A 26109-nucleotide genomic window follows, 5' to 3' on the forward strand; every position below is an offset into this window, starting at 1 on the left:
CGAGAAACGCAGCATCGCGACAAAAGGGGCCCGGCCCTACGGGTTGTGCGAGAAATCTCGCCATGCGTCGTTGAAGGACTTGGCAAGGGAACAACCATTCCCTGCGTCCTCCGCCTAGCCTGGCGAGATTTCTCGCGACAACGCGGCTCGCGTTGAAACGGCAACAGACCCTAGGCCATGGGCTACGCCCGCAAGGGTCATTTTCGAGGGTTGCGCGATGCGTACATTCCTTACCGCACTGGCCTTCAGTGCAATGGTTTCCCCACTGGCTTGTGCCGACACCACCAAGACTGCCATCGGCAGCGGGGTGGGCGGCGCGCTGGGCAATATCGTCGGCCAGCACCTGGGTGGCAGCACCGGCGCTACCATCGGTGCCGGCCTGGGCGGCGCGGCAGGCGGCGCCATCAGCTCCCGTAACAAGACCGAGGCGGCACTGGGCGGAGGCCTGGGCGCAGCAGGTGGCTCGGTACTGGGCAACCAGTTCGGCGGCAGCGCCGGTTCGACCATCGGCGCCGGCCTGGGTGGTGCCGCCGGTGGTGCGCTGGCCAACGAGGTAGCAGACAGCAACCGCCATGAAACGCGCTATCGCGACGGCCATCGTCATGGCAAGAAACACCACAAACGTCACCACAAACATCGTCACCGCTAACCATCATTTCACCATCAAGGGCGCTTCGGCGCCCTTGACCGTTCAGGTCTGCAGCAAGCGCTCCATCGCCTGGCGCAATGACTGGGGAATCGTCACTGGCTGATTGCTCTGCCGCTCCACGAACACGTGCACGAAGCGCCCCGCCGCACAGGCCTGCATTTGCCCTTCGCGAAACACCGCCAGTTCGTACTGCACCGAGCTGTTGCCCAGCTTGCCGACGCGCAGGCCGACTTCGATGCGCTCGGGAAAGGCGATCGACTCGAAATAGTCGCAGCTCGAGCTGACCACGAAACCGACGACTTCCCCGCGATGAATATCCAGGCCGCCCACTTCGATCAGGTAGCTGTTCACCGCCGTGTCGAAATAGCCGTAGTAGGTGACGTTGTTGACGTGGCCATACAGGTCGTTGTCGTGCCAGCGCGTGGTGATCGGCTGGAAATGCCGGTAATGCTCGCGCAGATGCTGCGTCTGTTGCATGGGCTGCCACCTCGCGGAAGGACAAGAGCCAGCATGGTGCCGGCCTCTCGCTTCAGTGACAACCTGGACGGTGTACGACGATCAGTACGCCACCTGGTAGATGGCCAACGCATGGGCCTGGGTCATCTCCCGCGGATTGTTGGCCAGCAGGCGCTCGTGCAGCATGGCGTCGGTGGCCAGCCGCGGTAACAGCGATTGTTCGACGCCTACATCACGCAGGCGCGCCGGCAGGCCACTACGCTCGCTGAGATCCGCCAGTTCGATGATGAACTGCTCGGTGTGATCCGTCGCATCGCCACTGCGCAGGCGCTCGCCCAACAGCAGTGGCGCCAACTCCTCGTAAAGCGGCGCAGCCACCGAGGCGTTGAAGCCGAGCACATGGGGCAGCAGCACCGCCGTGCTGACCCCATGGGGCACCTGGCAATGACCGCCCAGCGGATAGGCCAGTGCATGCACCGCCGCCAGCGGTGCGTTGGCATAGGCCTGCCCGGCCAGGCAGGCGCCCAGCAGCATGGCTTGCCGGACCTCGCGATTGCTACCGTTGTGCACGGCTTCGTCCAGGTTGGCACCGAGCAGGGTCAAGGCTTCACGAGCGAACATGTCGGAGAGCGGATTCTTGCGCCGCGCACCGGTGTAGGCCTCCACCGCATGCCCCATGGCCAACACGCCGCAGGCGGCGGTCACCGGCGCCGGCAATTGCAGGGTGAGCTCGGCATCGAGCAGTGCCAGATCCGGCAACAGCCGCGCCGATACCACCGCGACCCGAGTCGCGTGCTCCGTCGTCACCACGGCGATCGGCGTCACCTCGGACCCGCTGCCGGCCGTGGTCGGCACCTGAATCAGCGGCAGGCGCTGCCCCACCGCCTTGTCGATACCGTAGAGGTCACGCAACTGCTGTCGGCAATCGGGATGGGCCAGTTGCGCAGTCAGCTTGGCCACATCCAGGGAGCTGCCGCCACCAAAGCCGATGACCAGGCTCGCCTGAACGTCTCTGGCGAACTGCGCAGCGCGGTTGATCACGTTCTCCGGCGCACCGGCGAGCACGCCATCGAAAACGTGCAGCGCCACGCCACGGTTGGCAAAAGCGCTGCGCACCTCTTCGAAGAAATCCTGGCGGGCAATGCCGGCATCGGTGACCAGTACCACGGAGCGAGCCCCCCAGGCCTGGCAGAGGGGCACCAGGCGCTGAACGGCCCCTGGCTCGCAGATGAGATGGGCGGCTGTCGCGAAACTGAATGGCTGCATGGCGCGTTCCTCTTCTGATGCGGCGCGAAATCGCGCGAGAGACCGTGCCTCTTTCACCCTTGGATCGCAGCGTCCTGGCAAGGCCTCTGTTCATAGTAGGCCGTGAGCCCGTCTCTGCCCGGAAAAGCACGAAATGGCAGCCGTTCGTCGATTGCCTGGCGATAGCCAGCGTGCCAGTTCCCTCGCCGCCTTTTGCCCCGCAGCTGGACGCCTGATCCACGCGGGCTTGCCCAGCCCAGTTATCACGCGGCTTTCAGCCATAACCACGAAGATCGTGAAAGAAGACGACAATTGCTCCTGAAAAAAGTGCTAGTCCATCCTGTTCTTGTGGTTATGCCATATCTGCCTAAAGCCTTCCGCTCCCCCGGCTTAGACTGAAACCATCGAAGTGAAAGACGGAGGTGAATCATGCCCCTTTCCATCGACGGCATGAATATCGGCCAGTACAGCTATCGGCCACTTGGCAATACCAACAACGGCCTGCAGACCAACGCCATAGACCGGGTAACGCCCGCGGCGCAGCGTTTGAGCGACGCTCAGGAACGGCTGCTGGAGCGCCGGCGCCTGGATCAGGAACGCCAGGATCAGCTGCGTGAAGCGCGTGAAGAGCGCATCGCTCAGCAGGAACTTGAAGAAGAACAGGCCCTGCAGGTGCGCCTGGAACGCCAGGAGGCGGCTCGGGCACTGGATGAGCAATTACGTGAACAGCGGCTTGAGACGCTTCAGGAGCAACGCCAGGAAGTGCTCAATCCACTGTCCGCTGAAAGCCTCGCACGGCAGCGGGTGCAAACGGAAATCACCCCACCGGCGGCAAACAATCCGCAAATCAGCCCGCGGTTCGCTGCCGAGGCGATTTCCACTTATCGCCAGACCGAATCCCCGGACTTTATCGGCCGCAGTCTGGTTGCCTGATCCCAGCAAAAAACCGGGCCCTCGGTCGTATCGCCATTCACGATACGACCGAGGGCCCGGTTGTTTTACGTCCCGGATCGGAAAAGGGCGTTCACTCGCTGGAGTAAACGCCCTTTATGTCACTCCTTACCCAGTGCCTCCTGACGCTGCAGAAACTCTTCCTGCAACAGCGCGTCAGCGTTCTCCGCCTCGCCTTCGAGCTGCTGCTGCAGATGCCCGGTACCGACCGGCTTGCTTTCCAGCTTGCCCACCAGGTGCTCGAGGGCATGGCGCATCTTCTCGGCAGCGCCTTCGATGGCCTGCTCCAGCGACTCGGCCTTGTGGGTCACGGACAACGGTTGGTGCCCCTTGGGGCGCGCTTCGATCTGGCAGCGCTTATCATCGGCACCGCTCTTGCTGCCATTCTCGTCACCAATATGTACTTCTACCCGCGACAGGAATTCTTCAAAGCGCTCCAGTCGATCCGCCACCGATGCGCCCACCCATTCCTGGAGACGCGCACTGCCTTCGATATGGTTGCTGTTCACATGAACTTGCATGGTCTTCCTCGCTTTTGACGGGTCTACAGGCTTGGAGGCAAGCGATCATGACTAGGTTCCTGCTGATTACCGCCACTACCGGCGAGTACCGCAGCGGCGCGCGGAGGGCGTGATCAGAACCGATCGCGGATCACCACCTCGTCGAACGGCAGCTTGCCGATCCGCGGCTTGGCGTCGATGGCCTTCTTGCCCACCGCGACCATCAAACCGATCACATGGTTGTCCGGCAGGTTGATCAGCTTGGCCACGGCGTCGAAATCGAAGCCGTCCATGGGGCAGGAATCCAGGCCCTTGCCGCGCGCGGCGAGCATCAGGGTCTGCGCCACCAGGCCGCAGCTGCGCATGGTCTCGTCGCGCTGCACCTGGGGCTTGTCGCGGTAATAGTTGTCGATGGCTCCGGCCATGAACTGCTGCACCTCAACCGGCGCGCCATCCCACACGCGGTTGACGTTCTTTTCCCAGCTGTCGAGCTGGGCGCATACCACCACCAGCATCGAGGCATCGGTCATCTGCGCCTGGCCCCAGCCGACCTCGCGGATCTGCTGACGCAAGGCCGGGTCGCTGACTTCCACCAGGCGCACGTGCTGCAGGTTGAAGGCGGTTGGCGCGAGCAGCGCCAGTTGCAGCAACTCGTTCTTTTCTTCGCTGCTCAAGGTGAAACCGGCGTCATAACCTTTGACGGCGCGGCGGCTACGGATGGCTTCATCGATATGCATGGCAAACTCCAGAGGAATGTAAAACCGCCACATGCTAGGCAAGCCGAAGCAGCAACGCCAGCTGCCCATTCCGATCGAATTCATCGCCTGTAACGATTTATCCGAACCGCTGCCGCCACGGGTGAGTCGATTACCCAGAGCCGATCGGAGCGACCCTGCCCTGCCCAGGATCGCCCGATGCAACGCCGCCATGCCCCATTCACGACTGTTCCAACGCAAGCCTCGAGCGCTAAGCTGTCGCCCATGACCCAATCGCCCTACATCAGCCTGCCCACTGCCGACGCCGATGCGCTGAAGCTAGGTGGCGACTGGACGCTCGCCCACTATGCCGCGCTGCTGCCTCAGGTCGACGAGGCTCGGCCGGTGCTGGATGAACACCGGCGTATCGACCTCAGCGAACTGGACGCTCTGGACACCGCCGGTGCCAGCCTGCTGGTCGAGTTGCTGGGCGCCGAGCGGCTGATCGGGCTGCTGCCCGAGGGTGCGCTCAGTGACGAGCGCCGCGCACTGTTGCACACCGTCGCCACGGCCATGCTGCAGAATCAGCAACTGATCGAGCACCCGCGCCGTTCCAGTTGGCGCGAGTTCTTCGGGCATGTCGGCGAGGTGGTCGAAGGCGTCTGGCACAAGGGCGTGGGCCTTCTGGGCTTCGTCGGCCTGACGCTGAGCAGCATGCTGCTGATCCTGCTCAACCCGCGCCGCTGGCGCCTGACATCGCTGGCCTCGCATCTCGAGCAGATCGGCCTCAACGCCGTGCCGATCATCGCCCTGCTGACCTTTCTGGTCGGCGCCGTGGTGGCCTTTCTCGGCGCCACCATCCTGCGGGACTTCGGCGCGACCATCTACACGGTCGACCTGGTGGCGTTTTCCTTTCTGCGCGAGTTCGGCGTGCTGCTGACCGCCATCCTCATGGCCGGCCGTACCGCGAGCGCCTTCACCGCGCAGATCGGTTCGATGAAGGCCAACGAGGAGATCGACGCGATCCGCACCCTGGGCCTCGACCCCATGGAGTTGCTGGTGCTGCCGCGGGTGTTCGCCATGCTGATCGCCCTGCCGCTGCTGACCTTCGTCGCCATGGTCTGCGGCATGCTCGGCGGCGCCATGGTGTGCCTGATCACGCTGGACATCTCGCCGTCGATGTTCCTGTACCTGCTGCAGGAAAACATCCCGCTCACGCATTTTCTGGTCGGCATGGGCAAGGCGCCGATCTTCGCCTTCCTGATCGCGGTGATCGGCTGCCTGGAAGGCTTCAAGGTCACCGGCAGCGCCCAGTCGGTGGGCGAACGCACCACCTCGAGCGTGGTGCAGTCGATCTTCGTGGTCATCGTGGTCGATGCCGTGGCCGCATTGTTTCTGATGGAGATGGGCTGGTGAGTGGCGAAGCGATCATCCAGGTCCGCGACCTGACCAACCAGTTCGGCCCGCAGGTGGTGCACCAGCACCTGGATCTGGATCTGTACCGGGGTGAGGTGCTCGGCGTGGTCGGCGGCTCGGGCACCGGCAAGTCGGTACTGCTGCGCACCATCGTCGGCCTGCGTGAACCGGATGCCGGTACGGTGCGGGTATTCGGCGACGACCTGCTGACCCTGCCCGCCGGGCGGCGCTCCGAGCTGGAGCGGCGCTTCGGCGTGCTCTACCAGCGCGGCGCGCTGTTCTCGTCGCTCACCGTGCTGGAGAACATCGCCCTGCCGTTGATCGAGCATGCGGGCCTCACTCGTGCCCAGGCCGAGCGCCTGGCCGAGTCCAAGGTGGCGCTGGTCGGCCTGCCGGCCCACGCCGGCGACAAGTACCCGACCGAGCTGTCCGGCGGCATGGTCAAGCGCGCCGCCCTGGCCCGCGCCCTGGCCCTGGAGCCGGACATCCTGTTTCTCGACGAGCCGACCGCAGGCCTCGATCCGATCGGCGCGGCGGCCTTCGACCAGTTGATCCGCACCCTGCGCGACGCCCTCGGGCTCAGCGTGTTTCTGGTCACCCACGACCTGGATACGCTCTACACCCTGTGCGACCGCGTGGCCGTGTTGTCACAGAAGCGGGTGCTGGTGGCCGACACGCTGGACGTGGTCGCCGCCACCGATGATCCCTGGATACACGACTACTTCCATGGCCCGCGCGGACGCGCGGCCGAACAGGCTGCAGCGAGGATTAGCTGAATGGAACCACGCGCCCATCACGTCTTGATCGGCATGTTCACGGTGGCGATCGTCAGCGCCATCCTGGTGTTTGCCCTGTGGCTGGGCAAGACCAGCGCCGACAAGCAGTTCAACTACTACGAGGTGATCTTCACCGAAGCGGTCAGCGGCCTGTCCCAGGGCAGCGCGGTGCAGTACAGCGGCATCCGCGTCGGCGACGTCACCAGCCTGACCCTCGACCCGCAGGACCCGCGCAAGGTACACGCCAATATCCGCATCACCGGCACCACGCCGATCAAGGAAGATACCCGCGCGCGCCTGACCATCACCAATATCACCGGCGGTGCGGTGATCCAGCTGCACGGTGGCTCGCCCGAGAGCCCGGCGCTGAAAGCCCGCGATGGCCGCACGCCGGTGATCATCGCCGACCGCTCACCGCTGTCGCGGCTGATGGCCAATGGCGAGGACCTGATGATCAGCGTGACCCGCCTGCTCGACCGCGCCAACGCCATGTTCTCCCGGGAGAACACCGAAAATATCGCCAAGACCCTGCGTAACCTGGAGCAGATCACCGCCAGTGTGTCCGAGCAACGCGAGGAGCTGCGCGAAGCCCTCGCGCAAATGTCCGCCGCGGGGCGCGAGGCCAGCGCCCTGATGAACAACGCCAACCGGCTGTTCAGCGGCCCGGCACAGAACACCCTGGAGAGCGCCGAACGCCTGGCCGCCTCGCTGGAGCGCAGCAGCAGCAATATCGAACAGCTGCTGCAGGACAACCGCGCGGCCCTCGACGGCGGCATGCAGGGCATCGGTGAACTCGGCCCGGCGATCAACGAGCTGCGTGACACCCTGGGCTCGCTGCGCTCGTTCTCGCGACGCCTGGAGGAAGACCCCGCCGGCTATCTGCTGCGCAGCGACAGCATCAAGGAGTTTCAACCATGAAGGCAATCGCCACCGCCGGCGCCCTGCTGCTGACCGGCCTACTCAGCGCCTGCTCGATTATTCCCACGGGCGAGGCGCTCGATGTGTACCTGCTGCCGAGCAGCCTGCCGGTCCGCGCCGCCGAGGCACCGCGGGAAAGCTGGTCGCTACGGGTCAATCGCCCGCAGAGCAGCCAGTTGCTGGACAGCCCGCGCATCGCCGTGCTGCCGCAAGGCGATCGGATCAGCGCCTACCAGGGCGCCCGCTGGAGCGACCGCGCGCCTGCACTGTTTCGCGACCGGCTGATCAGCGCCTTTCTCGATGACGGCCGCATCGGCGCCGTCAGCAGCGACGACAGCCGCCTGCAGGCCGACCTGGAGCTGAGCAGCGACCTGCGGGCCTTCCAGAGCGAGTACCGCAACGGCCGGCCCGAAGTGCATATCCTCCTCGATGCGCGCCTGGTACAGGCCGGCAACCAGCGCATCCTCGCCAGCCGCCGCTTCGAGGTCCGCCAGATCGCTAATGACACGGCGGTAGAGGCAGTGGTCAAGACCTTCGGCATCGCCAATGACCAGCTGTCGCGGCAGTTGATGGATTGGGTGGTGGAGGAAGGCCGACGCAATGCGCCGGCTAGCAGCAAGCCCTGATCGGCGCAGCTCTTCTTCCTCATGTGATGGTAGCCATTCAGCGTTCTACTATGGGAACGGGCTTGCCCGTGATTTTTTCGCGGGCATGGCCCGCTCCCACAGGGATACGCAGCAAGCTCTGAGAACCGCTGATAGCAATCTCCAGCGGGCGCCAACTACCTTACAGTTCACACAGGTCGATGACAGTTATCGCTGCGTAATAAAAAAGGCCGGTGCGATCACTCGCACCGGCCGTTTGTTTTGCTGCCGTTGCTGGCGTCAGGCAAAGACGATTTCGTCGCCCTCGACCTTGCCGGTCACCGTGCTGCCTGGGCTGAACTTGCCGGCCAGGATCATCTGCGCCAGCGGGTTCTCGATCCAGCGCTGGATGGCGCGCTTCAACGGTCGCGCGCCGTACACCGGGTCGTAGCCCACGGCAATCAGCTTGTCCATCGCCTCGTCGGACAGCTCCAGGCTCAGCTCGCGCTCGGCCAGGCGCTGCAGCAGGCGGCTGAGCTGGATGCGCGCGATACCGGCGATCTGCTCGCGGGCCAGGGGTTCGAACACTACCACTTCGTCGATACGGTTCACGAACTCCGGACGGAAGTGGTTGCCTACCGCGTCCATCACCGCCGCGCGCTGCGCCTCGCGATCCCCGACCAGCTCCTGGATCTGCGCCGATCCCAGGTTGGAGGTCATCACGATCACCGTGTTCTTGAAGTCCACGGTACGGCCGTGGCTGTCGGTCAGGCGGCCATCTTCTAGCACTTGCAGCAGCACGTTGAACACGTCCGGGTGGGCCTTCTCGACCTCATCCATCAGCACCACCGAGTAGGGTTTGCGGCGTACCGCCTCGGTCAGGTAACCGCCCTCCTCGTAGCCAACGTAGCCGGGCGGCGCACCGATCAGACGGGCCACCGAGTGCTTCTCCATGAACTCGGACATGTCGATGCGTACCAGGGCGTCTTCGGTGTCGAACAGGAACTCGGCCAGCGCCTTGCACAGCTCGGTCTTGCCGACGCCAGTCGGGCCGAGGAACAGAAACGAGCCGCTGGGCCGGTTCGGATCCGACAGCCCGGCACGGGAGCGGCGCACGGCGTTGGCCACCGCCACCACGGCTTCGTCCTGGCCGATCACGCGCTGGTGCAGCAGGCCTTCCATCTTCAGCAGCTTGTCGCGCTCGCCTTCGAGCATCTTGGCCACCGGGATACCGGTCCACTTGGAAACCACCTCGGCGATTTCCTCCTCGGTAACCTTGCTGCGCAGCAGCTGGTTTTCCGTTGTGCCGTGCTGGTCGACCATCTGCAGGCTGCGCTCCAGATCGGGAATCACCCCGTACTGCAGCTCGGCCATGCGGTTGAGGTCGCCCTTGCGGCGGGCCGCTTCGAGCTCGGTCTTGGCCTGTTCGATGCGCTGCTGGATCTGCGCCGAGCCCTGGACTTCGGCTTTTTCCGACTTCCAGATGTCCTCCAGGTCGGCGTATTCCTTCTCCAGCTTGGCGATGTCTTCCTGCAATTTGACGAAGCGCTTCTTGGCCGCTTCGTCTTCTTCCTTCTTCAGTGCCTGGGCTTCGACCTTGAGCTGGATCAGACGACGATCCAGGCGATCGAGCACCTCGGGCTTGGAGTCGATTTCCATGCGGATGCGGCTGGCGGCTTCGTCGATCAGGTCGATGGCCTTGTCCGGCAGCTGGCGGTCGGTGATATAGCGGTGGCTGAGCTTGGCCGCGGCGATGATCGCCCCGTCGGTGATGGCCACCTTGTGGTGCACCTCGTAGCGCTCCTTGAGGCCGCGCAGGATGGCGATGGTGTCTTCCTCGCTCGGCTCGTCGACCAGCACCTTCTGGAAGCGGCGCTCCAGGGCGGCGTCCTTCTCGATGAACTGGCGGTACTCGTTCAGCGTGGTGGCGCCCACGCAATGCAGCTCGCCGCGGGCCAGGGACGGCTTGAGCATGTTGCCGGCGTCCATGGCGCCTTCGGCCTTGCCGGCGCCGACCATGGTGTGCAGCTCGTCGATGAACAGGATCACCCGGCCTTCCTGCTTGGCCAGCTCGTTGAGCACCGCCTTGAGGCGTTCCTCGAATTCGCCGCGGAACTTGGCGCCGGCGATCAGCGCCCCCATGTCCAGGGACAGCAGGCGCTTGTCCTTGAGGCCGTCCGGCACTTCGCCGTTGACGATACGCTGGGCCAGGCCCTCGGCGATGGCGGTCTTGCCGACGCCGGGTTCGCCGATCAGTACCGGGTTGTTCTTGGTGCGGCGCTGCAACACCTGGATGGTGCGGCGGATCTCGTCGTCACGGCCGATCACCGGGTCGAGCTTGCCCTCCTCGGCACGCTTGGTCAGGTCGACGGTGTACTTGTCGAGCGCCTGGCGCGACTCTTCGATGTTCGGGTCGTTGACCGCATCGCCGCCGCGCAGGTTGTTCACCGCGTTTTCCAACGCCTTGCGGCTCACGCCCTGGGCGAGCAGCAACTTGCCGAGTTTGGTGTTCTCGTCCATGGCGGCGAGCAGCAGCAGTTCGCTGGAGATGAACTGATCCCCCTTCTGCTGCGACAGGCGGTCGGCCTGGTTGAGCAGGCGCGCCAGGTCCTGGGACAGGCTGACGTCGCCGGTGGGGTTCTGGATCTTGGGCAGTTGGTCGAGCTCTTTGCTCAAGGCCTGCCGCAGGCTGTTCACGTCGAAGCCCACCTGCATCAGCAGCGGGCGAATGGAACCGCCCTGCTGGTCGAGCAGCGCCTGCATCAGGTGCAGCGGCTCGATGGCGGAATGGTCGTGGCCGACGGCCAGGGACTGGGCGTCGGAAAGGGCAAGTTGCAACTTGCTGGTCAAACGGTCGATTCGCATGGCGTCATCCTTCCTCTTGGAGGCAGGCCAGCGCGATGAATGCGCCTAACTGAAGAACCTGCCGAGATGCAGCATAGATGAGGCCGATTGTGCGCGTTTCAAGCGGGAGGCGGTTTGATCGCGGTCAGCAGCGGTGCCGAACGGGACTGCCCTGGGTATCGCTGCGCTCGACACCAGGCTGCGGCTAATTCACCAGCCCAGGTTGAGCGCGGCGCAAGCCGATCAGCGATCGGCCAGCCAGATCAGCGAGGCAAAGCGCCCGGTCTGGGCGGCGCGGCGATAGGAGTAGAAGCGCGAGTCGCTGACGGTGCAGAAGCCGCCGCCGTATACGGCCGTCACACCGCGCGCCGCCAGGCGGATGCGCGCCAGCTGATAGATATCGGCCATAAAGCGCCCGGCATTTTGGCTTGGCATGAACGCGCCGGCCGCCTGGGCATGCTGGCTGACGAAGGCGTCACGCACCTCGGCGCCGACCTCGAAGGCCTGGGGGCCGATGGCCGGGCCCAGCCAGACGAGCGTGTCGTCAGCGTCGATGGCCAGTGCCTCCAGGGTGGCTTCCAGCACGCCGCTGGCCAGGCCACGCCAGCCGGCATGGGCGGCAGCCACGCGGCTACCGGCGCGGTCGCAGAACAGCACGGGCAGGCAATCGGCGGTCATCACCGTGGCGGCGATGCCGGGTGTCGCCGTCCAGCTGGCGTCAGCTTCGACCACAGTTTCCGGGTCGGCCTGGGCGACGGCAATGCCGTGCACCTGCTGCAGCCAGGCCGGGCGACAGCCGAGCTGGCTGACCAGGCGCTGGCGATTCTTGGCCACCGCGGCCGGGTCGTCCTCGACATGGGCGGCCAGGTTGAAGCTGTCGTATGGCGCCGCGCTCACACCGCCGGCGCGGGTGGTCACGCAGGTGCGCACCCACTCGGGCGCCGGCCAATGAGGCGTCAGCCAGTCGTGGGCCTTGTCACTCATCCGATGAACGCCTCGCGATCCTGGCGCAGCAGAGTCAGCAACCAGACGAAGTCATCGGGCAGCGGCGATTGCCACTTCATGCGCTCACCGGTGATCGGGTGATCCAGCTCCAGGAAGCGCGCATGCAGGGCCTGGCGCGGGAACTCCTTGAGGCTCTGTACCATGGTCTGGCTGGCGGCCGGCGGGATGCGGAAGCGCCCGGCGTATACCGGATCACCCACCAACGGAAAACCAATGTGGCTCATGTGCACGCGGATCTGGTGCGTGCGCCCGGTTTCCAGCTTGACCCGTGCATGGGTGTGCGAGCGGAAACGCTCGAGCACACGGTAATGGCTGACCGCCGGCTTGCCGCCATCGGTCACGGCCATGCGCTGGCGCTGGGACGAGCTGCGGCCGATCGGCGCGTTGATCTTGCCGCCCGAGGTGATCACGCCAATGACGATGCATTCGTAGATGCGGCTCACGGTGCGCTTCTGCAGTTGATCGACCAGGCGGGTCTGCGCCTCGATGGTCTTGGCGACCACCATCAGGCCGGTGGTGTCCTTGTCCAGGCGGTGCACGATGCCGGCGCGCGGCACGTTGACGATGTCCGGCACGTGGTGCAGCAGGGCATTGAGCAGGGTGCCGTCGGCATGTCCGGCAGCCGGGTGCACGACCAGGCCGGCAGGCTTGTCGATCACCAGGATCTGCTCGTCCTCATAGACGATATCGAGCTCGATGTCCTGGGCGATCCACTCGCCCTGGGCTTCCTGCTCGGCGGACAGCGCCAGCACAGCGCCGCCGTGGACGATATCGCGTGGACGCAGCACCTGGCCGTCGACGGTCAGGTTGCCCTCCTTGATCCAGCCGGAAAGACGCGAGCGCGAGTGCTCGGCGAACAGCTGGGCGGCGACTTGATCGAGGCGCTGACCGCCCAGATCGGCGGGAACCTCGGCGGTTAACTCAATGGCCTGCTTATTAATAGATGACATGCTCGGCAACGGCGGGGGCATAGCCTTTGGTTTCGGCTACACGCTTGTGGTTAAATACGGCGTCTTTGCCCCAGGGGTACCGGGGGCGCTCATCATAACAGGACGGCCCTGCCCAAGACAGCCGCCGTCCCAGGGACGCAAGCCGCCATGCAAGTGAAACACCTGCTGCTGATCGCCATCCTCGCCCTCACCGCCGCCTGTTCGTCCAAGGAAGTCCTGGACGAAAACCTCAGCGAGGCAGAACTCTATCAGCAGGCTCAGCAAGACCTGGACAATGGCAGCTACACCAGCGCCGTGACCAAGCTCAAGGCCCTGGAATCGCGTTACCCCTTCGGCCGCTATGCCGAGCAGTCGCAGCTGGAGTTGATCTACGCCAACTACAAGAACGCCGAGCCGGAAGCCGCCCGCGCCGCTGCCGAGCGCTTCATCCGCCTGCACCCGCAGCACCCGAACGTCGACTACGCCTACTACCTGAAGGGCCTGGCCTCGTTCGACCAGGATCGCGGCATCGTTGCCCGCTTCCTGCCGCTGGACATGACCAAGCGTGACCCCGGCGCCGCCCGCGACTCCTACAACGAGTTCGCTCAGCTCACCAACCGTTATCCGAACAGCCGTTACGCCCCGGACGCCAAGCAGCGCATGATCTACCTGCGCAACCTGCTGGCGGCCTACGAAGTCCACGTGGCCCACTACTACCTGACCCGCCACGCCTATGTGGCCGCTGCCAACCGCGGCCGCTACGTGGTGGAAAACTTCCAGGAAACCCCATCGGTCGGCGATGGCCTGGCCGTGATGGTCGAGGCCTACCAGCGCCTGACCCTGGACGACCTGGCCGCTACCAGCCTGGAAACCCTGAAGCTCAACTACCCGGATCACCCGAGCCTGGAAAACGGCGAGTTCGTGCCGCGTGAAGAAGCCGCCGACGAGCGCTCGTGGCTGGCCAAGGCCACCCTGGGCCTGATCGAAAGCGACGCGCCGCCACCACCGAGCCAGACCCAGGCCAGCCAGGACGTGCAGCGTCAGTATCAGGAAGCGGTCGACCAGATGCCGGCCGATCTGAAGGCCACCGAGCAGGGCGAAGAGCAACAGACGCCCAAGCGCTCCTGGTTCAGCCGCCTGACCTTTGGCCTGTTCGACTGATCCACCGCCAGCAGCCAGCCCCTCACGATGCCAGTCAAACGACTGGCATCGTGCATTTCGCCCCGGCAAAACGCTGCCCGGGTAACTGTCCGCCCAGGGCGTCCTTAGCTACACTGCCCCCTCCCCCGACACGAAGAGAGCGCCATGGGCCTGTTCCGCCTGCTGTTCTGGATTGCCATCATCTTTGCCGCCATCTGGCTGTGGCGGCGCTATGTCGGTGCCACCCGCCAGCGCCAGAAGGCCGCACCGCCCTCGGATAGTCCGGCGCCCATGGTGCGCTGCGCCCACTGCGGCGTGCACACGCCGCAACAGCACGCCGTACAGCTGGCGCAGCGCTGGTACTGCAGCCAGGCCCATCTGCAGCAAGGCCCCAAGCCCGGTGCCCAATAGCGCCCTGGCCGTACGGGGCCCCCAGGGGCATCGTATCTTCCGGCTGTACCACCTCTACCGCCTGGTCATCGGCGTGGTGCTGGTGCTGCTGGTGTCCGCCAATCTGGACTCGGAGCTGCTGGAGCTGGCCCACGTGCCGCTGTTTCGCGGCGCCAGTTGGGTCTACCTGATCCTCAACATCCTGATCGCGCTGACGCTCCACACACCCAACCGCCTGCTGCCGGTGTTCGCCGTGGCGCTGGGCGACGTGATGCTGCTCTCGGCGCTGTTCTACGCCGGGGGCGGTACACCAAGCGGCATCGGCAACCTGCTGATCGTCTCCGTGGCGATCGCCAACATCCTGTTGCGCGGTCGCTTCGGCGTCCTGATCGCCGCCGCCGCCGCGATCGGCATGATCTACCTGACCTTCTACCTGAGCCTCAACCACCCCCAGGCCAGCAGTCAGTACGTGCAGGTCGGTGCACTGGGCGCGCTGTGCTTCGCTGCGGCGTTGTTCGTACAGGGGCTGACCCGGCGCCTGCAGGTCAGCGAGAGCCTGGCCGAACAGCGCGCCGCCGACGTAGCGGACCTGGAAACCCTCAACAACCTGATCCTGCAGCGCATGCGCACCGGCATTCTGGTGGTGGACGAACAGCGCCGCGTGCTGCTGGCCAACCAGGCGGCGCTCGGCTTGCTTGGCCAGCAGAACCTGGCGGGCAAGATTCTCGACCCGCACTGCACCGAGCTGGTCAAGCGCCTGCAGCACTGGCAGGAAAACAGCAGCCTGCGCCCGGCCAGCCTGCAGACGCTCAGCGACGGCCCGACCCTGCAGCCCAGCTTCATCCCCCTGCAGCGCGGCGGCCAGCGGCATATCCTGATCCTGCTCGACGACATCTCGCAGATCGCCCAGCAGGCCCAGCAACTCAAGCTGGTGGCCCTCGGCCGGCTGACCGCCGGCATCGCCCACGAGATTCGCAATCCGCTGGGCGCCATCAGCCATGCGGCGCAGCTGCTGCAGGAGTCCGAGGACCTGCACGGGCCGGATCAGCGCCTGGCGCAGATCATCCAGGACCACTCGCGGCGCATGAACCTGATCATCGAGAACGTGCTGCAGCTGTCACGGCGCCGCCAGGCCGAGCCGCAACTGCTCGACCTCAAGTACTGGCTGCACCGTTTCGCCGCCGAGTTCCGCAGCACCGCCCCGGCCTCCAAGGTGCTGCACCTGGCCATCGAAGGCAGCAGCATCCAGACGCGCATGGACCCCAACCAGCTCAACCAGGTCATCACCAACCTGGTGCAGAACGGCCTGCGCCACAGCGCCAAGCTCAACCCCCAGGGCCAGGTGTGGCTGAAGCTGTTTCGCGATCCGCGCAACGACCTGCCGGTGCTGGAGGTGCTCGACGACGGCGAAGGCGTACCGGCAGACCAACTGCATCACATCTTCGAGCCGTTCTACACCACGGAGAACAAAGGCACCGGCCTGGGCCTGTATATTTCCCGCGAGCTTTGCGAAAGCAACCAGGCTCATCTTCACTATCAACCACGCGAAGGCGGCGGTGCCTGCTTCCGTATCACCTTCGCGCACCCGCGAAAAATGAGCTGAACGACCTGATGAATCGCCAGAGAGCCCTGATCGTCGACGACGAACCCGATATCCGCGAACTGCTGGAGATCACCCTCGGGCGCATGAAACTCGACACCCGTAGCGCCCGCAACGTCAAGGAAGCGCGCGAGTGGCTGGCCAAGGAGCCGTTCGACCTGTGCCTGACCGACATGCGCCTGCCAGACGGCAGCGGCCTGGATATCGTGCAGCATATCCAGCAGCGCCATCCGCAAACGCCGGTGGCGATGATCACCGCGTTCGGCAGCGTCGACACGGCGATCAACGCCCTCAAGGCCGGCGCCTTCGACTTCCTGACCAAACCGGTCGACCTGGGCCGCCTGCGCGAACTGGTGAACACTGCCCTGCGCCTGCATGCCGCCGAGGAAGGCGAAGCGCCGGGCAGCAGCCGCCTGCTGGGCGAGTCGCCACCGATGCGCGCGCTGCGCGGGCAGATCCAGAAGCTCGCGCGCAGCCAGGCGCCGGTGTACATCAGCGGGGAGTCGGGCAGCGGCAAGGAACTGGTCGCCCGGCTGATCCACGAACAGGGCCCGCGCCGCGAGCGTGCCTTCGTGCCGGTCAACTGCGGCGCGATTCCCTCGGAGCTGATGGAAAGCGAATTCTTCGGCCACAAGAAGGGCAGCTTCACCGGTGCCGTCGAAGACAAACAGGGCCTGTTCCAGGCCGCCAATGGCGGCAGCCTGTTTCTCGACGAGGTGGCCGACCTGCCGCTGACCATGCAGGTCAAGCTGCTGCGCGCTATCCAGGAAAAGGCCATACGCGCAGTCGGCGGTCAGCAGGAAGTGGTGGTCGACACCCGCATCCTCTGCGCCACCCACAAGGACCTGGCCGCCGAAGTGGCGGCCGGGCGCTTCCGCCAGGATCTCTACTACCGGCTCAACGTTATCGAACTGCGCGTACCGCCGCTACGCGAACGCCGCGAGGACATCCCCCTGCTGGCCGACGTAATGCTCAAGCGCCTCAACGAAGGCATCGGCCTGCCACCGGTCAAGCTCGACGGCCCTGCCCTGGAAAAGCTCAAGAGCTACCGCTTCCCGGGCAACGTGCGCGAGCTGGAGAACATGCTGGAGCGCGCCTACACCCTGTGCGAAGGCGACGTGATCTGCGCAAACGACCTGCGCCTAGCGGACGCCGCGCCGGCTGGCGAGAACGGCGACGCGAGCCTGGCGCAGATCGACAACATCGAGGATTACCTGGAAGACGTCGAACGCAAACTGATCATGCAGGCCCTGGAAGAAACCCGCTGGAACCGCACGGCAGCAGCGCAGCGCCTGGGCCTGAGCTTCCGTTCGATGCGCTATCGCCTCAAGAAACTGGGCATCGACTGAAACCGTAGCCTGCGGTTGAGCGAAGCGATACCCAGGTTCTTGCGATCTGGCAGTTCGCCCCTTACTGCAAGCGCCCCGCCGGTGAGTACGGTGCCGGGTCGATGATCGGCTCGCGTCCTAACATCAGATCCGCCAGCAACTGGCAGGATGCCGGCGCCAGCACCAGCCCATTGCGGTAATGCCCGCAATTGAGCCACAAGCCCGGATGTTCCGGCACCTCACCAATAAACGGAATGCCCTCGGGAGAACCAGGGCGCAGTCCGGCCCAGTGGCCCACCACCTCGGCATCGCGCAACGCCGGTAGCAGCGTCTCGGCAGAAGCCCGTAGGCTGGCCAACGCCTCACCGGTTGGCGTTTTGTCGAAGCCGGCATGTTCCAGCGTACTGCCCACCAGGATATGGCCGTCGCGCCGCGGAATCGCATAACGCCCGCCAGCCAGTACCATGCTGGGCAGGAAATCCTCGGCGCACTTGAACAGGATCATCTGCCCCTTGACCGGCTCTACGGGCAGCGCCAGCCCGAGGCTCTGCAACACCTCCCCGCTCCAGGCTCCGGCAGCGACGACGACCTGCTCGGCCAGCATCTCGCCGTCAGCGGTACGAACCCCGATTATGCGCTCGCCATCACGGACGAACTGCAGCACCGGGCTGTGCTCAAGCAGGGTAACGTCGGGCAAACCCTGCAGGGCGGCTCGCAGCGCTTTGACCAGGCGCGGGTTACGTACATTGGCCACGCCGGGCATATAAATGGCGCGCTCGAATCCTGCACCCAGTACAGGGACCTGGACATAGGCAGACTCGACAGGTACTTCATGCAACGCTCGCCTTTCTCGCCGCGCCCAGTCCAGCGCCTCGGCCTGGTCGTCCAGATCCAGCCAGTACAGCCCCGTGACATGCACTTCGGGATCGACGCCGGTATGCGCCAGCAGCCGCGTACCCAGGCCCGGGTAGTAATCCTGCGACCAGTGCGCCAGGGCCGTTACCGCCTGGCTATAGCGCCACGGGTAAAGCGGCGAAACAATTCCGCCCCCCGCCCAAGACGCCTCTCCCCCGACCGTCCCGCGATCCACCAGCACGACCCGCTTGCCCGCGCCCGCCAGCAGATACGCCGATAACAATCCGATGATCCCACCGCCGATAACGATTACATCCGTACGCACAACCCACCCCATCGCCAGACCGCATGCCTTGACAGTGACACCTGAGGGTGTAAACAGAAAAAGCAGCCAGGAAGGCCGCTAATGATACGCGCATAGGGAGGTGCACCATGAATAGAGATCAACAGAAGGCTGTGGGCTTGGTGGAGCTGCTGGTAGCCGTCGCTCTGCTGAGTATCTTGATCAGCATGGCCCTTCCCGCTTTCGCTCGCTTTCAGGAAAGTAAACGTCAGGAATCGGCCCGTGATCTGCTTGCCAGCCATATCCAGAAAACCCGCGCCAACGCCATAACTCAAGGGCGCCCATACAAACTATGCGGCTCGAGTGACGGTGAGAGCTGCGACGGGAACTGGGGCAGTTATTGGCTTATAGCTAGGGCTGGCAATGAGCCGACTATCGTGACCAAGCAGGCAGCCCCGAGGAAAAACATCTGCAGAGTGGGCTTTGGCGGCGACAGCATCCGTTTCCATCCCAACGGGACCAGCTGGGCTAGCAACGGTACGATTTTCATATGCAACAGCAATGGACCTCACCAGCTACTGACGCTGAACCGCCAGGGCCGCCTGAGAGTTGGAACCGGTCACAATTCCCGCTGCTGCTAGACCAGTCATCCGTGCTTCACGCCCGATCATCTACGGCCTGAAGACAGCTACCAGCGAAGCCGTCAGGATTCGCATGCCCTCCTGTATTTAGACTGGACAACCATGCCAAGACTCTCGGATAGCCAGCCATCGGCGTACTCGCATACGCGGCGTGGCTTCACCCTTATTGAGCTGATGATCATCATTGCCCTGGTCGGGATCGTCGCCGCGATCGCCGTTCCGAACTTCAACCAGTTCATCAATAAGAGCCGTACGCAATCGTTGAACAACGAGATGCTGGCAATGGTGCAATACGCACGCACCACTGCAGTCGAGCAAAAGACATTCATGAGAGTTTGCAAGGAGAGCGGCCGCTGGACGGTTAAGAAAACCTGTGCCGATACCTCCGAAGTGCTGCGCAGACTAGATATCCCGTCCGGCAGCACGGTGAATCCGGTCGTCACTTCCGTCACTGAAATACTGTTCAGGTACAACGGAACCAGTACCGATACGACCTTGCTTACCTGCCAAGGTAGCGATCACGCCAACGGTTACACCATCGACGTAAAAGCCAGCGGCAGCGTACGGAGCTGGCCAAGAGGCATGACGAACTCCACCACTAGCATGACAGCCTGTCAGTAGTACCGAGGAATGGCGATGAAAAACGTGGACAAGGGATTCAGCCTGATCGAAGTACTGGTGGCTCTATTGCTAACCACCGTCGGAGTGCTCGGCATGGTCGCGCTGCAAGGTCGTAGCGTGCAGTACTCGCAAGACTCTGTGCAACGCAATGTGGCGGTGGACCTAGCCACCGAGTTGGTGGAAATCATCCGCGCCAACCCTAGCGAAACCTTTAACAATGCCGCACCGCAATTCCCGATGAATAATGGTCTTAAGAGCAGTTCGATCTTCTACAAAGCCAAAGCGTCGGATTTCTCCAACCCAGCCGATTGTGTCGCGAGCGCTACCGTAGTGCCCAGGACCGCTGCTGAACAACGTAACTGCTGGGCCAGCAAGGCAAAGGCACTACTGCCGGGCGGCTCGACCGTCTTCCTCAGCGATTCGTATATCTGTCGCAGCAGCAGCGCCGGCAATTGCAATGGTCAGGGCTCGATGATCGAAATCCGCCTGGCCTGGCAGGTGCGTGAAGGCACTTGCCTGGACGCAGCTGACACCAGCAACTCTTCGACCATCTGTACCTATACCGTGCGAGTGCAGCCATGAATGACATGAAGCGCCAAAGCGGTTTGTCGATGATCGAACTGCTGATTGCCTTGGCGATCAGCAGCTTTCTGATTCTGGGTATCACCCAGGTATACATCGATAACCAACGGCATTACCTGTTCCAGCAGAGCCAAAGCGGCAATCTCGACAGCGGGCGATTCGCGTCGCTGTTGCTCGATCAATATCTGGGGAAGGCCGGCTATCGCCGTACTCCTTCGAGCCTGTTGGAAACATCCTTTCCAGCACGCGCGGCATCGGATGGTTGCATGGCCTTTAGCGCAGGGGCGTCCGTTACCAACCTGGCTACGGACGAAGGGGTGGGGTTCTGTCTACGCTATCAGCCGCAGGTAAGTGGAGATCTCGATTGCCAGGGCGTGGCCAGTAACACCACATTCACGCAAGCCTTCCCTTCTAACCTGACCGCAAGTGACTTGATCGTCCTTGCCTTCAAATATGAGCCTGGGGCTTCGACCGCACTGCAGAACGGCAGGCTTTTGTGCAAGAGCCTGAACGCCACGACACCTCAATTCACCGAACAGCTCACAGGCATCGCCGATATGCGTGTGGACTTTGGTATTGGCAGCAGTGACGTGCTTTCCAAAGAAGTGACGTCTTACGTACCGCAGAAAGACTGGACGACCAGTTCGGGAGCTATCCGCAGCGTGCGTTACTGCCTGCTAATGGCAAGCGCAACCGGGCAGCGGGATAGCGACGACTCCAAAGTACTCACCGATTGGCTCGCGGTGGCGCCTGACGCGACCAAAACGCGCCTGCAAACAGGCGATAACAAACGCATTTATCAAGTCGTCGGAAGTACTCAAACTGTCAGGAATCTAATGCCATGACCCACTTATCGAATCGTCAGTCACAGACAGGTGCCGTCTTGGTGGTCGCCTTGGTCATGCTACTGGTACTGACGCTGATGGCCGTCAGCAGTATGCGAGGCACCACGCTAGAAAGTCGCATCACGGCAAACCGCGCCCACGACACCCAGCAGCAAAGTGCAGCTGACGCCGCACTGCGGGAAGCAGAGTTTCGCTACTACGGCCCGGCAAATCTGATCGACAAGCTTGAGGGCAGGGCTGCTAATTGCGCGCTGGGCAATACACTTAAAACCAATGGTATTAACAAACCATGCTTACTTGCGATCAAGGACGAGAACCTGCAAACGTTCGTGGAAAATCCCAAGAGCACTGCGAACAACTTCCTGAAACCTGAATCTGCCGGGGGGCTGCTGTGGATGCCTTATCGAGGCACAGACGCAGCCAATCAGACGGTAGCCGGCACGCGGGAAACCAGCAATGAACGTACTACTTACTGGAACAGTACACGAGCAGTCACGGTAGGCAACAACGCCGTCAATGCCGAATACGGCATGGTCGCCGAAGGACAAGGCACTTATTACTACCTCAACAATGCCAAAGCGGATGACCAGGTTTACCTGCAGTCGACGCACGCCAATATTTATCTGGGGCTGAACAATTGAGAGCCGGCATGAAAAATTATTCAAAACAGGCCTTTTATGTCAAGTCGCTCTCCTGCGCCCTATTCGGCATTACTTTGCTACATGCCGCCACGGGTTATGCAGCAATGTCACAAACCCCGCTTAGCCTGACTGTTGGCGTGCCGCCCAACATGGCGCTCACCCTAGATGACTCAGGCAGCATGCGTTGGGCTTTCGCCCCAGATAACGTCAACGGGGTACATGCTACTCGACGAGCAAAGTCCAGCGATTTCAACCCGCTGTACTTCAACCCTGCTATTTCCTACCGCGCGCCGATCGTATTCAATACGGCAGGGGTTGAGCAGCAACTATCTACCAGCTATAGCGCAGCCCTGCTCAACGGCTACAAGAGCAACTACGGCGACATCGACCTGCGCAGTAATTACAGATTTACCTGGAGCTACGACTTGCTCAGCACCCAGGCCACGGATTACGGCTACAGCAACACCAGTAATCGCTTGGGAGAAAACCCGTCGTCTGATTTCCCTACCTGTTTTGTCACGTCCTTATCTAATGGCCAAACTAAAACCTGCACAAGCGCCGGTGTGACTGTTAGCATCCGCCGTAACAATAACGGTACAGGCTGTACTGTTTCTGCCAGCGGTTGGACTAATGGTTCCTGTAGCTACAATAATTCCAATGGCCGTTATACCGGGGGCTGGGCACAAGCAGGCGTTCCCGCTTATTACTACACTTACGACACCACCTTGGCTACCAACTGCACCACGGCCAACGACAATTGCTATCGTCTAAACTACGTCAGTGAAGATCAACAACAGAACTTCGCAAACTGGTATTCGTTTTATCGCAATCGCGCCTTGGCCACTATTTCCGCTGCGGCACTCGCCTTCTATGACCTTTCCCCCTCGGTACGCCTGACCTGGCAGGGCCTCGGTAACTGTACCTCCTTTAGCGGCAACGACACCGATAATTGCTACAACAACTCCCTTAAGGAGTACTCGCCGACACATAAAGGCCAACTCTACGCGTGGTTGCAAAACATCAAATTTAACCAAAGCACTCCTCTCCCTGCGGCGCTCAAGCGCGCAGGTGAGTTCTACACTACCGCCACACCCTGGCAAAAAAACCCCAACGGTACCGGCAACACTACCAAGAATACCTATGCGTGCCGTGCCAGCTATCACATCCTAATGACTGATGGCCAATGGAACGATACCACCACCAGGCCTAGCAACTTCCGACACGACGCGGCGACCTTTAACCTGCCGGATGGGCGTGCCTATAGTGAGCAAAGGCCTTTCTATGATAGCCAGGCAGAGACCCTTGCCGACTTGGCGATGCACTACTGGGCTACCGATCTCAACCCGAATTTGGATAACGACGTACCGGCTTATATCCCCTTCAAGAGCGGCGATACCACTACCGACTATTGGGATGCGCGCAATGACCCAGCCACCTGGCAGCACATGACTAACTTCATGATGGGCTTAGGTCTGACCCAATCGCTTAATAATGCTAACGTGCCTTGGGCTGGTAGCACCTTCACAGGCAAGGGCTACAGAGATCTGGTTGCTGGCACAGTTAACTGGCCGGCTGCGTCCAGCGGCAGCGCCAACAATATCTACGATCTATGGCATGCTGCAATCAACTCCCGCGGCGAGTTCTTCAGTGTTGATAGCCCTGAAGCTATGGTGCAGGCTTTCGTTGATATTCTATCGCGTATTTCCGATCGTAAATCGACCGCAGCGCGCCCAGCGATCAACTCTGGCCAAGTCAGTGTCGACGAAAACAATAACGGCACGGTCAAGACGGTTTCTTATCAGACCTCTTACGCCAGTGATGACAACTGGTCAGGCGACGTAAAACGTTTTGAAAAAAGCTGGAATGCCCAGACCAAAGCAATGGAAACCAGGGAGGTCTGGAGCGCCAAAGCCATGGTTCCTGGCAGCCGTACGATTAAGATCGCAGGCACAAATAATACGGGACTGGCGGAGTTCAACTCTGATAATGCTGCATTGACAAGCTACTCGGGCACTACATTGCTCTCCTACCTGAACCGTGACCCAGAAAATGCCAATACCGCAGATACGAAAGGCGCGGACCGGATCAGCTATCTACGTGGAAACAGAGCCGGCGAAGGTACTACCTTCCGACAGCGTAGCGGGGTGCTTGGCGACTTTTACTCCTCGTCGCCGGCTGTAGTACTCAATACCCTTCGCTACTTGGAGCAGTTTACCAATCGTCTGGAGGGTAACGATGCCTACACAACCTTTAAAGGACGTATCGCAAACCGTACCCCGCGCCTCTACGTCGGCGGCAACGACGGCATGCTGCATGGTTTCAACGCTAACACGGGAGCTGAAGAGTTTGCCTTCATACCCTCTGCAGTCTTCCCCAAACTGAACAAACTTACAGGCTCCAACTACAGCCATGAATTTTATGTAGATGGCTCGCCTGTAGTAGCTGACGTTTATACAGGAAGCGAGTGGCGCACGATTCTCGTCGGCACATTGAAAGCTGGTGGCAAGTCTATCTTTGCACTAGACATCACCCACACAGGAGAAGAGAAGCTACTTTGGCAGTTCGACGAAAACAGTATCACCGACACGAATGCAGTAAAGATGGGTTACAGCTTCTCCCAGCCAACCATTGCTCGTTTGCATACTGGTAAATGGGCAGTAGTTTTTGGGAACGGCTACGAAAGCGCCAACAACACCAATGGAAAGGCCGCACTGTTTATTCTCGATGCTCTGGATGGCACGCTAGTAAGAAGCCTGGAAGTGCAGGGTACTAGCGGTATCGCTAACGGCCTTTCAACGCCAAAGTTGGGCGATTTCAACGCCGACGGTACAGCAGATTACGCCTACGCAGGCGACCTGCAGGGCAACATGTGGCGGTTTGATCTGCTGCGGGCTACGCAAGATGCTAATGCCCCGTTCAAGGTCACAAATGATGTTCCTGCCAGCGATTTCAAAGTGGGATTTAGAGGCAATCCGCTGTTCAGAGCTAGTGCAGATACCGAAGGTACACAGCGACAAGCAATCACCTCTGCACCTAGCCTTGTGACCCACCCCACAGGGAAAGGCTATCTGGTTGTCTTCGGCACTGGTCGTTTCTACGATACAGCCGATAAAGCCGGCGACAAGAGCATGAGCCAAAGCGTTTATGGTATCTGGGATAAACAGACGCTGGGAGAAACAGCAAGTAATCCCAATATTCAGCGCTCAAGCCTGCAGGAGCAAACTATCGTGACCACGACTACCGTATCGGCTGATGGCAGCACGGCACGTGGCCGGGTGATCAGTAACAATGCCGTGCGCTGGCAAGCGGCCACCCAAGGGGGCGTCACGCGAGCAGCACAAAATGGCTGGTATTTGAACCTCGTCCGGGAGGACGGCGAGATGGTGGTAGAAAACATGTCACAGCTGGGCCGGACAATCTTTTTCCAGTCACTGGTTCCGAACGATGACCCCTGTGGCGACGGCGCGGCGAATTGGACCTATGCCGTTAACCCATACACTGGAGGGAGAACCACTCAAAAGGCATTTGACTACGCCCCAACTACAGATGTTGGTACAACTATCGTTTCGGCCATTCGCCAGGACGGCGAAGGCGGTGGCACGTTGTCTCAGAACTCGGATAGCAGTTACCAGTATTGCACTGGCCAGTCCTGCATCAACATTTATCCAGATCCAACCAGCATCGGTCGTCAGGCGTGGCGTCGTACGGAGGAACAACAATGAGCCTGATCATAGGCAACCCCCGGTCTTCCGCTCGGCAAGCCGGCTTCACTCTGATCGAGGTGATGGTCGTCGTGGCCATCATCGGCATACTGGCAGCCATCGCTTACCCGAGTTACACCGAATATGTGAAGCGCGGTAACCGTACAGAGGGCCAGGCGTTACTGAGTGATGCGGCCGCTCGCCAGGAGCGCTATTTCAGTCAGAACAATACCTATGTCACGGCTGCGGCCGACATCGGGAAATTAGGAATGAATCTTTCGAACAACAGATCGGCTACTGGAAAATATGTCTTTTCCGTAAGTAAGGTGGATGGTGACGGCGGTTATACCCTGACAGCCACCCAACAGTTCAGCGATACGAAATGTGGCAACCTCACGCTGACCGCGAACGGTATCAAAGGAGCCACCGCTTCAGGCGCCAGTGCGAGCGACTGCTGGCGCTAGCTCAATAATCTGCAACTAAAAACCGCGCCATGCGCGGTTTTTTTTGCCTA

25 protein-coding genes are annotated in these 26109 nt (G+C 62.0%); 17 read left to right on the top strand and 8 right to left on the bottom strand.

Translation table 11 applies throughout. From position 1 onward, the window contains the following. The first annotated feature begins 217 nt into the window (after positions 1-217). The gene (locus K8U54_RS06450) at positions 218-649 is read left to right on the top strand and encodes a glycine zipper domain-containing protein (protein ID WP_249909366.1); all 432 of its coding nucleotides are present in this window, start codon (positions 218-220) and stop codon (positions 647-649) included. Positions 650-691: 42 nt separating this feature from the next. Here K8U54_RS06450 and K8U54_RS06455 read toward each other — a convergent pair whose 3' ends face one another. Together K8U54_RS06455 and K8U54_RS06460 are read right to left on the bottom strand one after the other, a co-directional pair. Then, positions 692-1126, bottom strand: a complete 435-nt coding sequence (locus K8U54_RS06455) for an acyl-CoA thioesterase (protein ID WP_249909367.1) — start codon at positions 1124-1126, stop codon at positions 692-694. 81 nt (positions 1127-1207) lie between these two features. Continuing rightward, a complete protein-coding gene (locus tag K8U54_RS06460; protein WP_249909368.1) occupies positions 1208-2371 on the bottom strand; it encodes an iron-containing alcohol dehydrogenase in 1164 nt (387 codons plus the stop codon). 408 nt (positions 2372-2779) lie between these two features. Between K8U54_RS06460 and K8U54_RS06465 the strand changes: the two genes are divergently transcribed. Beyond that, on the top strand, positions 2780-3283 hold the full coding sequence (locus K8U54_RS06465; RefSeq protein ID WP_249909369.1) for a hypothetical protein: 504 nt from the start codon (positions 2780-2782) through the stop codon (positions 3281-3283). 119 nt (positions 3284-3402) lie between these two features. Here the strand turns inward: K8U54_RS06465 and K8U54_RS06470 are convergent, their stop codons facing one another. Together K8U54_RS06470 and K8U54_RS06475 are read right to left on the bottom strand one after the other, a co-directional pair. Further along, a complete protein-coding gene (locus K8U54_RS06470) occupies positions 3403-3822 on the bottom strand; it encodes an HPF/RaiA family ribosome-associated protein (protein ID WP_249909370.1) in 420 nt (139 codons plus the stop codon). 113 nt (positions 3823-3935) lie between these two features. Then, entirely contained in the window at positions 3936-4538 is a 603-nt protein-coding gene (locus K8U54_RS06475; RefSeq protein WP_249909371.1) for a nitroreductase family protein, read from the bottom strand. Positions 4539-4781: 243 nt separating this feature from the next. Here K8U54_RS06475 and K8U54_RS06480 point away from each other — a divergent pair, with 243 nt between their 5' ends. From K8U54_RS06480 to K8U54_RS06495, 4 genes are read left to right on the top strand one after another with little or no spacing between them, the layout of a single operon-like run. Continuing rightward, on the top strand, positions 4782-5912 hold the full coding sequence (locus K8U54_RS06480) for an ABC transporter permease (RefSeq protein ID WP_249909372.1): 1131 nt from the start codon (positions 4782-4784) through the stop codon (positions 5910-5912). Then, entirely contained in the window at positions 5909-6688 is a 780-nt protein-coding gene (locus tag K8U54_RS06485) for an ABC transporter ATP-binding protein (protein WP_249909373.1), read from the top strand. The genes K8U54_RS06480 and K8U54_RS06485 overlap by 4 nt, the downstream gene beginning before the upstream one ends. Then, on the top strand, positions 6689-7606 hold the full coding sequence (locus K8U54_RS06490) for an MlaD family protein (RefSeq protein ID WP_249909374.1): 918 nt from the start codon (positions 6689-6691) through the stop codon (positions 7604-7606). After that, the gene (locus K8U54_RS06495; protein WP_249909375.1) at positions 7603-8232 is read left to right on the top strand and encodes an ABC-type transport auxiliary lipoprotein family protein; all 630 of its coding nucleotides are present in this window, start codon (positions 7603-7605) and stop codon (positions 8230-8232) included. The genes K8U54_RS06490 and K8U54_RS06495 overlap by 4 nt, the downstream gene beginning before the upstream one ends. A 258-nt stretch (positions 8233-8490) precedes the next feature. Here K8U54_RS06495 and clpB read toward each other — a convergent pair whose 3' ends face one another. From clpB to rluD, 3 genes are all read right to left on the bottom strand, one after another. Then, positions 8491-11055 (bottom strand): ATP-dependent chaperone ClpB, encoded by a 2565-nt coding sequence (clpB, locus tag K8U54_RS06500; RefSeq protein ID WP_249909376.1) that lies wholly within the window; start codon positions 11053-11055, stop codon positions 8491-8493. 222 nt (positions 11056-11277) lie between these two features. After that, a complete protein-coding gene (pgeF, locus tag K8U54_RS06505) occupies positions 11278-12018 on the bottom strand; it encodes a peptidoglycan editing factor PgeF (RefSeq protein WP_249909377.1) in 741 nt (246 codons plus the stop codon). Further along, positions 12015-12989: a 23S rRNA pseudouridine(1911/1915/1917) synthase RluD gene (rluD, locus tag K8U54_RS06510; protein ID WP_249909378.1), complete on the bottom strand. Its 975-nt coding sequence runs from the start codon at positions 12987-12989 to the stop codon at positions 12015-12017. Before rluD ends, pgeF begins: the two co-directional genes overlap by 4 nt. Before the next feature lie 147 nt (positions 12990-13136). Between rluD and K8U54_RS06515 the strand changes: the two genes are divergently transcribed. From K8U54_RS06515 to K8U54_RS06530, 4 genes are all read left to right on the top strand, one after another. Further along, positions 13137-14129, top strand: coding sequence for an outer membrane protein assembly factor BamD (locus K8U54_RS06515; protein ID WP_249909379.1), 993 nt, complete (start codon positions 13137-13139; stop codon positions 14127-14129). Between the two features lie 144 nt (positions 14130-14273). Then, complete coding sequence (locus K8U54_RS06520; protein WP_249909380.1) at positions 14274-14519, top strand: PP0621 family protein; 246 nt, start codon at positions 14274-14276, stop codon at positions 14517-14519. Beyond that, positions 14509-16101, top strand: coding sequence for a sensor histidine kinase (locus tag K8U54_RS06525; RefSeq protein ID WP_249909381.1), 1593 nt, complete (start codon positions 14509-14511; stop codon positions 16099-16101). The genes K8U54_RS06520 and K8U54_RS06525 overlap by 11 nt, the downstream gene beginning before the upstream one ends. Positions 16102-16109: 8 nt before the next feature. Continuing rightward, positions 16110-17447, top strand: coding sequence for a sigma-54-dependent transcriptional regulator (locus K8U54_RS06530; protein WP_070884486.1), 1338 nt, complete (start codon positions 16110-16112; stop codon positions 17445-17447). A 61-nt stretch (positions 17448-17508) separates the two neighbouring features. Here the strand turns inward: K8U54_RS06530 and thiO are convergent, their stop codons facing one another. Beyond that, positions 17509-18606: a glycine oxidase ThiO gene (gene thiO, locus K8U54_RS06535; RefSeq protein ID WP_249909382.1), complete on the bottom strand. Its 1098-nt coding sequence runs from the start codon at positions 18604-18606 to the stop codon at positions 17509-17511. A gap of 107 nt (positions 18607-18713) precedes the next feature. On the opposite strand from thiO, the gene K8U54_RS06540 reads away from it, so the two are divergent. The 7 genes from K8U54_RS06540 to K8U54_RS06570 all read left to right on the top strand — a co-directional run bounded on the left by K8U54_RS06540 (position 18714) and on the right by K8U54_RS06570 (position 26059). After that, entirely contained in the window at positions 18714-19205 is a 492-nt protein-coding gene (locus K8U54_RS06540) for a GspH/FimT family pseudopilin (protein WP_249909383.1), read from the top strand. A 174-nt stretch (positions 19206-19379) separates the two neighbouring features. After that, entirely contained in the window at positions 19380-19826 is a 447-nt protein-coding gene (locus K8U54_RS06545) for a GspH/FimT family pseudopilin (RefSeq protein WP_249909384.1), read from the top strand. A gap of 15 nt (positions 19827-19841) precedes the next feature. Then, positions 19842-20408, top strand: coding sequence for a type IV pilus modification protein PilV (gene pilV / locus K8U54_RS06550; protein ID WP_074881526.1), 567 nt, complete (start codon positions 19842-19844; stop codon positions 20406-20408). Beyond that, on the top strand, positions 20405-21253 hold the full coding sequence (locus K8U54_RS06555) for a PilW family protein (RefSeq protein ID WP_249909385.1): 849 nt from the start codon (positions 20405-20407) through the stop codon (positions 21251-21253). Before pilV ends, K8U54_RS06555 begins: the two co-directional genes overlap by 4 nt. Next, positions 21250-21894: a PilX N-terminal domain-containing pilus assembly protein gene (locus tag K8U54_RS06560; RefSeq protein WP_249909386.1), complete on the top strand. Its 645-nt coding sequence runs from the start codon at positions 21250-21252 to the stop codon at positions 21892-21894. Before K8U54_RS06555 ends, K8U54_RS06560 begins: the two co-directional genes overlap by 4 nt. Before the next feature lie 8 nt (positions 21895-21902). Beyond that, positions 21903-25616, top strand: a complete 3714-nt coding sequence (locus K8U54_RS06565; protein ID WP_249909387.1) for a pilus assembly protein — start codon at positions 21903-21905, stop codon at positions 25614-25616. Further along, positions 25613-26059, top strand: coding sequence for a type IV pilin protein (locus K8U54_RS06570; protein WP_249909388.1), 447 nt, complete (start codon positions 25613-25615; stop codon positions 26057-26059). Before K8U54_RS06565 ends, K8U54_RS06570 begins: the two co-directional genes overlap by 4 nt. Positions 26060-26109 lie beyond the last annotated feature (50 nt).

It is taken from the genome of Pseudomonas fulva (assembly GCF_023517795.1).
Classification (GTDB): domain Bacteria; phylum Pseudomonadota; class Gammaproteobacteria; order Pseudomonadales; family Pseudomonadaceae; genus Aquipseudomonas; species Aquipseudomonas fulva_D.

What these genes read in the sequence shown, in the direction of transcription:
- K8U54_RS06555 (WP_249909385.1), top strand. Translation starts at nt 20,405, where the DNA reads ATGAATGACATGAAGCGCCAAAGCGGTTTGTCGATGATCGAACTGCTG.
- K8U54_RS06460 (WP_249909368.1), bottom strand. Translation starts at nt 2,371, where the DNA reads ATGCAGCCATTCAGTTTCGCGACAGCCGCCCATCTCATCTGCGAGCCA.
- K8U54_RS06490 (WP_249909374.1), top strand. Translation starts at nt 6,689, where the DNA reads ATGGAACCACGCGCCCATCACGTCTTGATCGGCATGTTCACGGTGGCG.
- clpB (WP_249909376.1), bottom strand. Translation starts at nt 11,055, where the DNA reads ATGCGAATCGACCGTTTGACCAGCAAGTTGCAACTTGCCCTTTCCGAC.
- K8U54_RS06480 (WP_249909372.1), top strand. Translation starts at nt 4,782, where the DNA reads ATGACCCAATCGCCCTACATCAGCCTGCCCACTGCCGACGCCGATGCG.
- rluD (WP_249909378.1), bottom strand. Translation starts at nt 12,989, where the DNA reads ATGTCATCTATTAATAAGCAGGCCATTGAGTTAACCGCCGAGGTTCCC.
- K8U54_RS06565 (WP_249909387.1), top strand. Translation starts at nt 21,903, where the DNA reads ATGAAAAATTATTCAAAACAGGCCTTTTATGTCAAGTCGCTCTCCTGC.
- K8U54_RS06545 (WP_249909384.1), top strand. Translation starts at nt 19,380, where the DNA reads ATGATCATCATTGCCCTGGTCGGGATCGTCGCCGCGATCGCCGTTCCG.
- K8U54_RS06495 (WP_249909375.1), top strand. Translation starts at nt 7,603, where the DNA reads ATGAAGGCAATCGCCACCGCCGGCGCCCTGCTGCTGACCGGCCTACTC.
- pgeF (WP_249909377.1), bottom strand. Translation starts at nt 12,018, where the DNA reads ATGAGTGACAAGGCCCACGACTGGCTGACGCCTCATTGGCCGGCGCCC.
- K8U54_RS06450 (WP_249909366.1), top strand. Translation starts at nt 218, where the DNA reads ATGCGTACATTCCTTACCGCACTGGCCTTCAGTGCAATGGTTTCCCCA.
- K8U54_RS06540 (WP_249909383.1), top strand. Translation starts at nt 18,714, where the DNA reads ATGAATAGAGATCAACAGAAGGCTGTGGGCTTGGTGGAGCTGCTGGTA.
- K8U54_RS06470 (WP_249909370.1), bottom strand. Translation starts at nt 3,822, where the DNA reads ATGCAAGTTCATGTGAACAGCAACCATATCGAAGGCAGTGCGCGTCTC.
- K8U54_RS06570 (WP_249909388.1), top strand. Translation starts at nt 25,613, where the DNA reads ATGAGCCTGATCATAGGCAACCCCCGGTCTTCCGCTCGGCAAGCCGGC.
- K8U54_RS06515 (WP_249909379.1), top strand. Translation starts at nt 13,137, where the DNA reads ATGCAAGTGAAACACCTGCTGCTGATCGCCATCCTCGCCCTCACCGCC.
- K8U54_RS06560 (WP_249909386.1), top strand. Translation starts at nt 21,250, where the DNA reads ATGACCCACTTATCGAATCGTCAGTCACAGACAGGTGCCGTCTTGGTG.
- pilV (WP_074881526.1), top strand. Translation starts at nt 19,842, where the DNA reads ATGAAAAACGTGGACAAGGGATTCAGCCTGATCGAAGTACTGGTGGCT.
- K8U54_RS06530 (WP_070884486.1), top strand. Translation starts at nt 16,110, where the DNA reads ATGAATCGCCAGAGAGCCCTGATCGTCGACGACGAACCCGATATCCGC.
- K8U54_RS06455 (WP_249909367.1), bottom strand. Translation starts at nt 1,126, where the DNA reads ATGCAACAGACGCAGCATCTGCGCGAGCATTACCGGCATTTCCAGCCG.
- K8U54_RS06465 (WP_249909369.1), top strand. Translation starts at nt 2,780, where the DNA reads ATGCCCCTTTCCATCGACGGCATGAATATCGGCCAGTACAGCTATCGG.
- K8U54_RS06520 (WP_249909380.1), top strand. Translation starts at nt 14,274, where the DNA reads ATGGGCCTGTTCCGCCTGCTGTTCTGGATTGCCATCATCTTTGCCGCC.
- K8U54_RS06475 (WP_249909371.1), bottom strand. Translation starts at nt 4,538, where the DNA reads ATGCATATCGATGAAGCCATCCGTAGCCGCCGCGCCGTCAAAGGTTAT.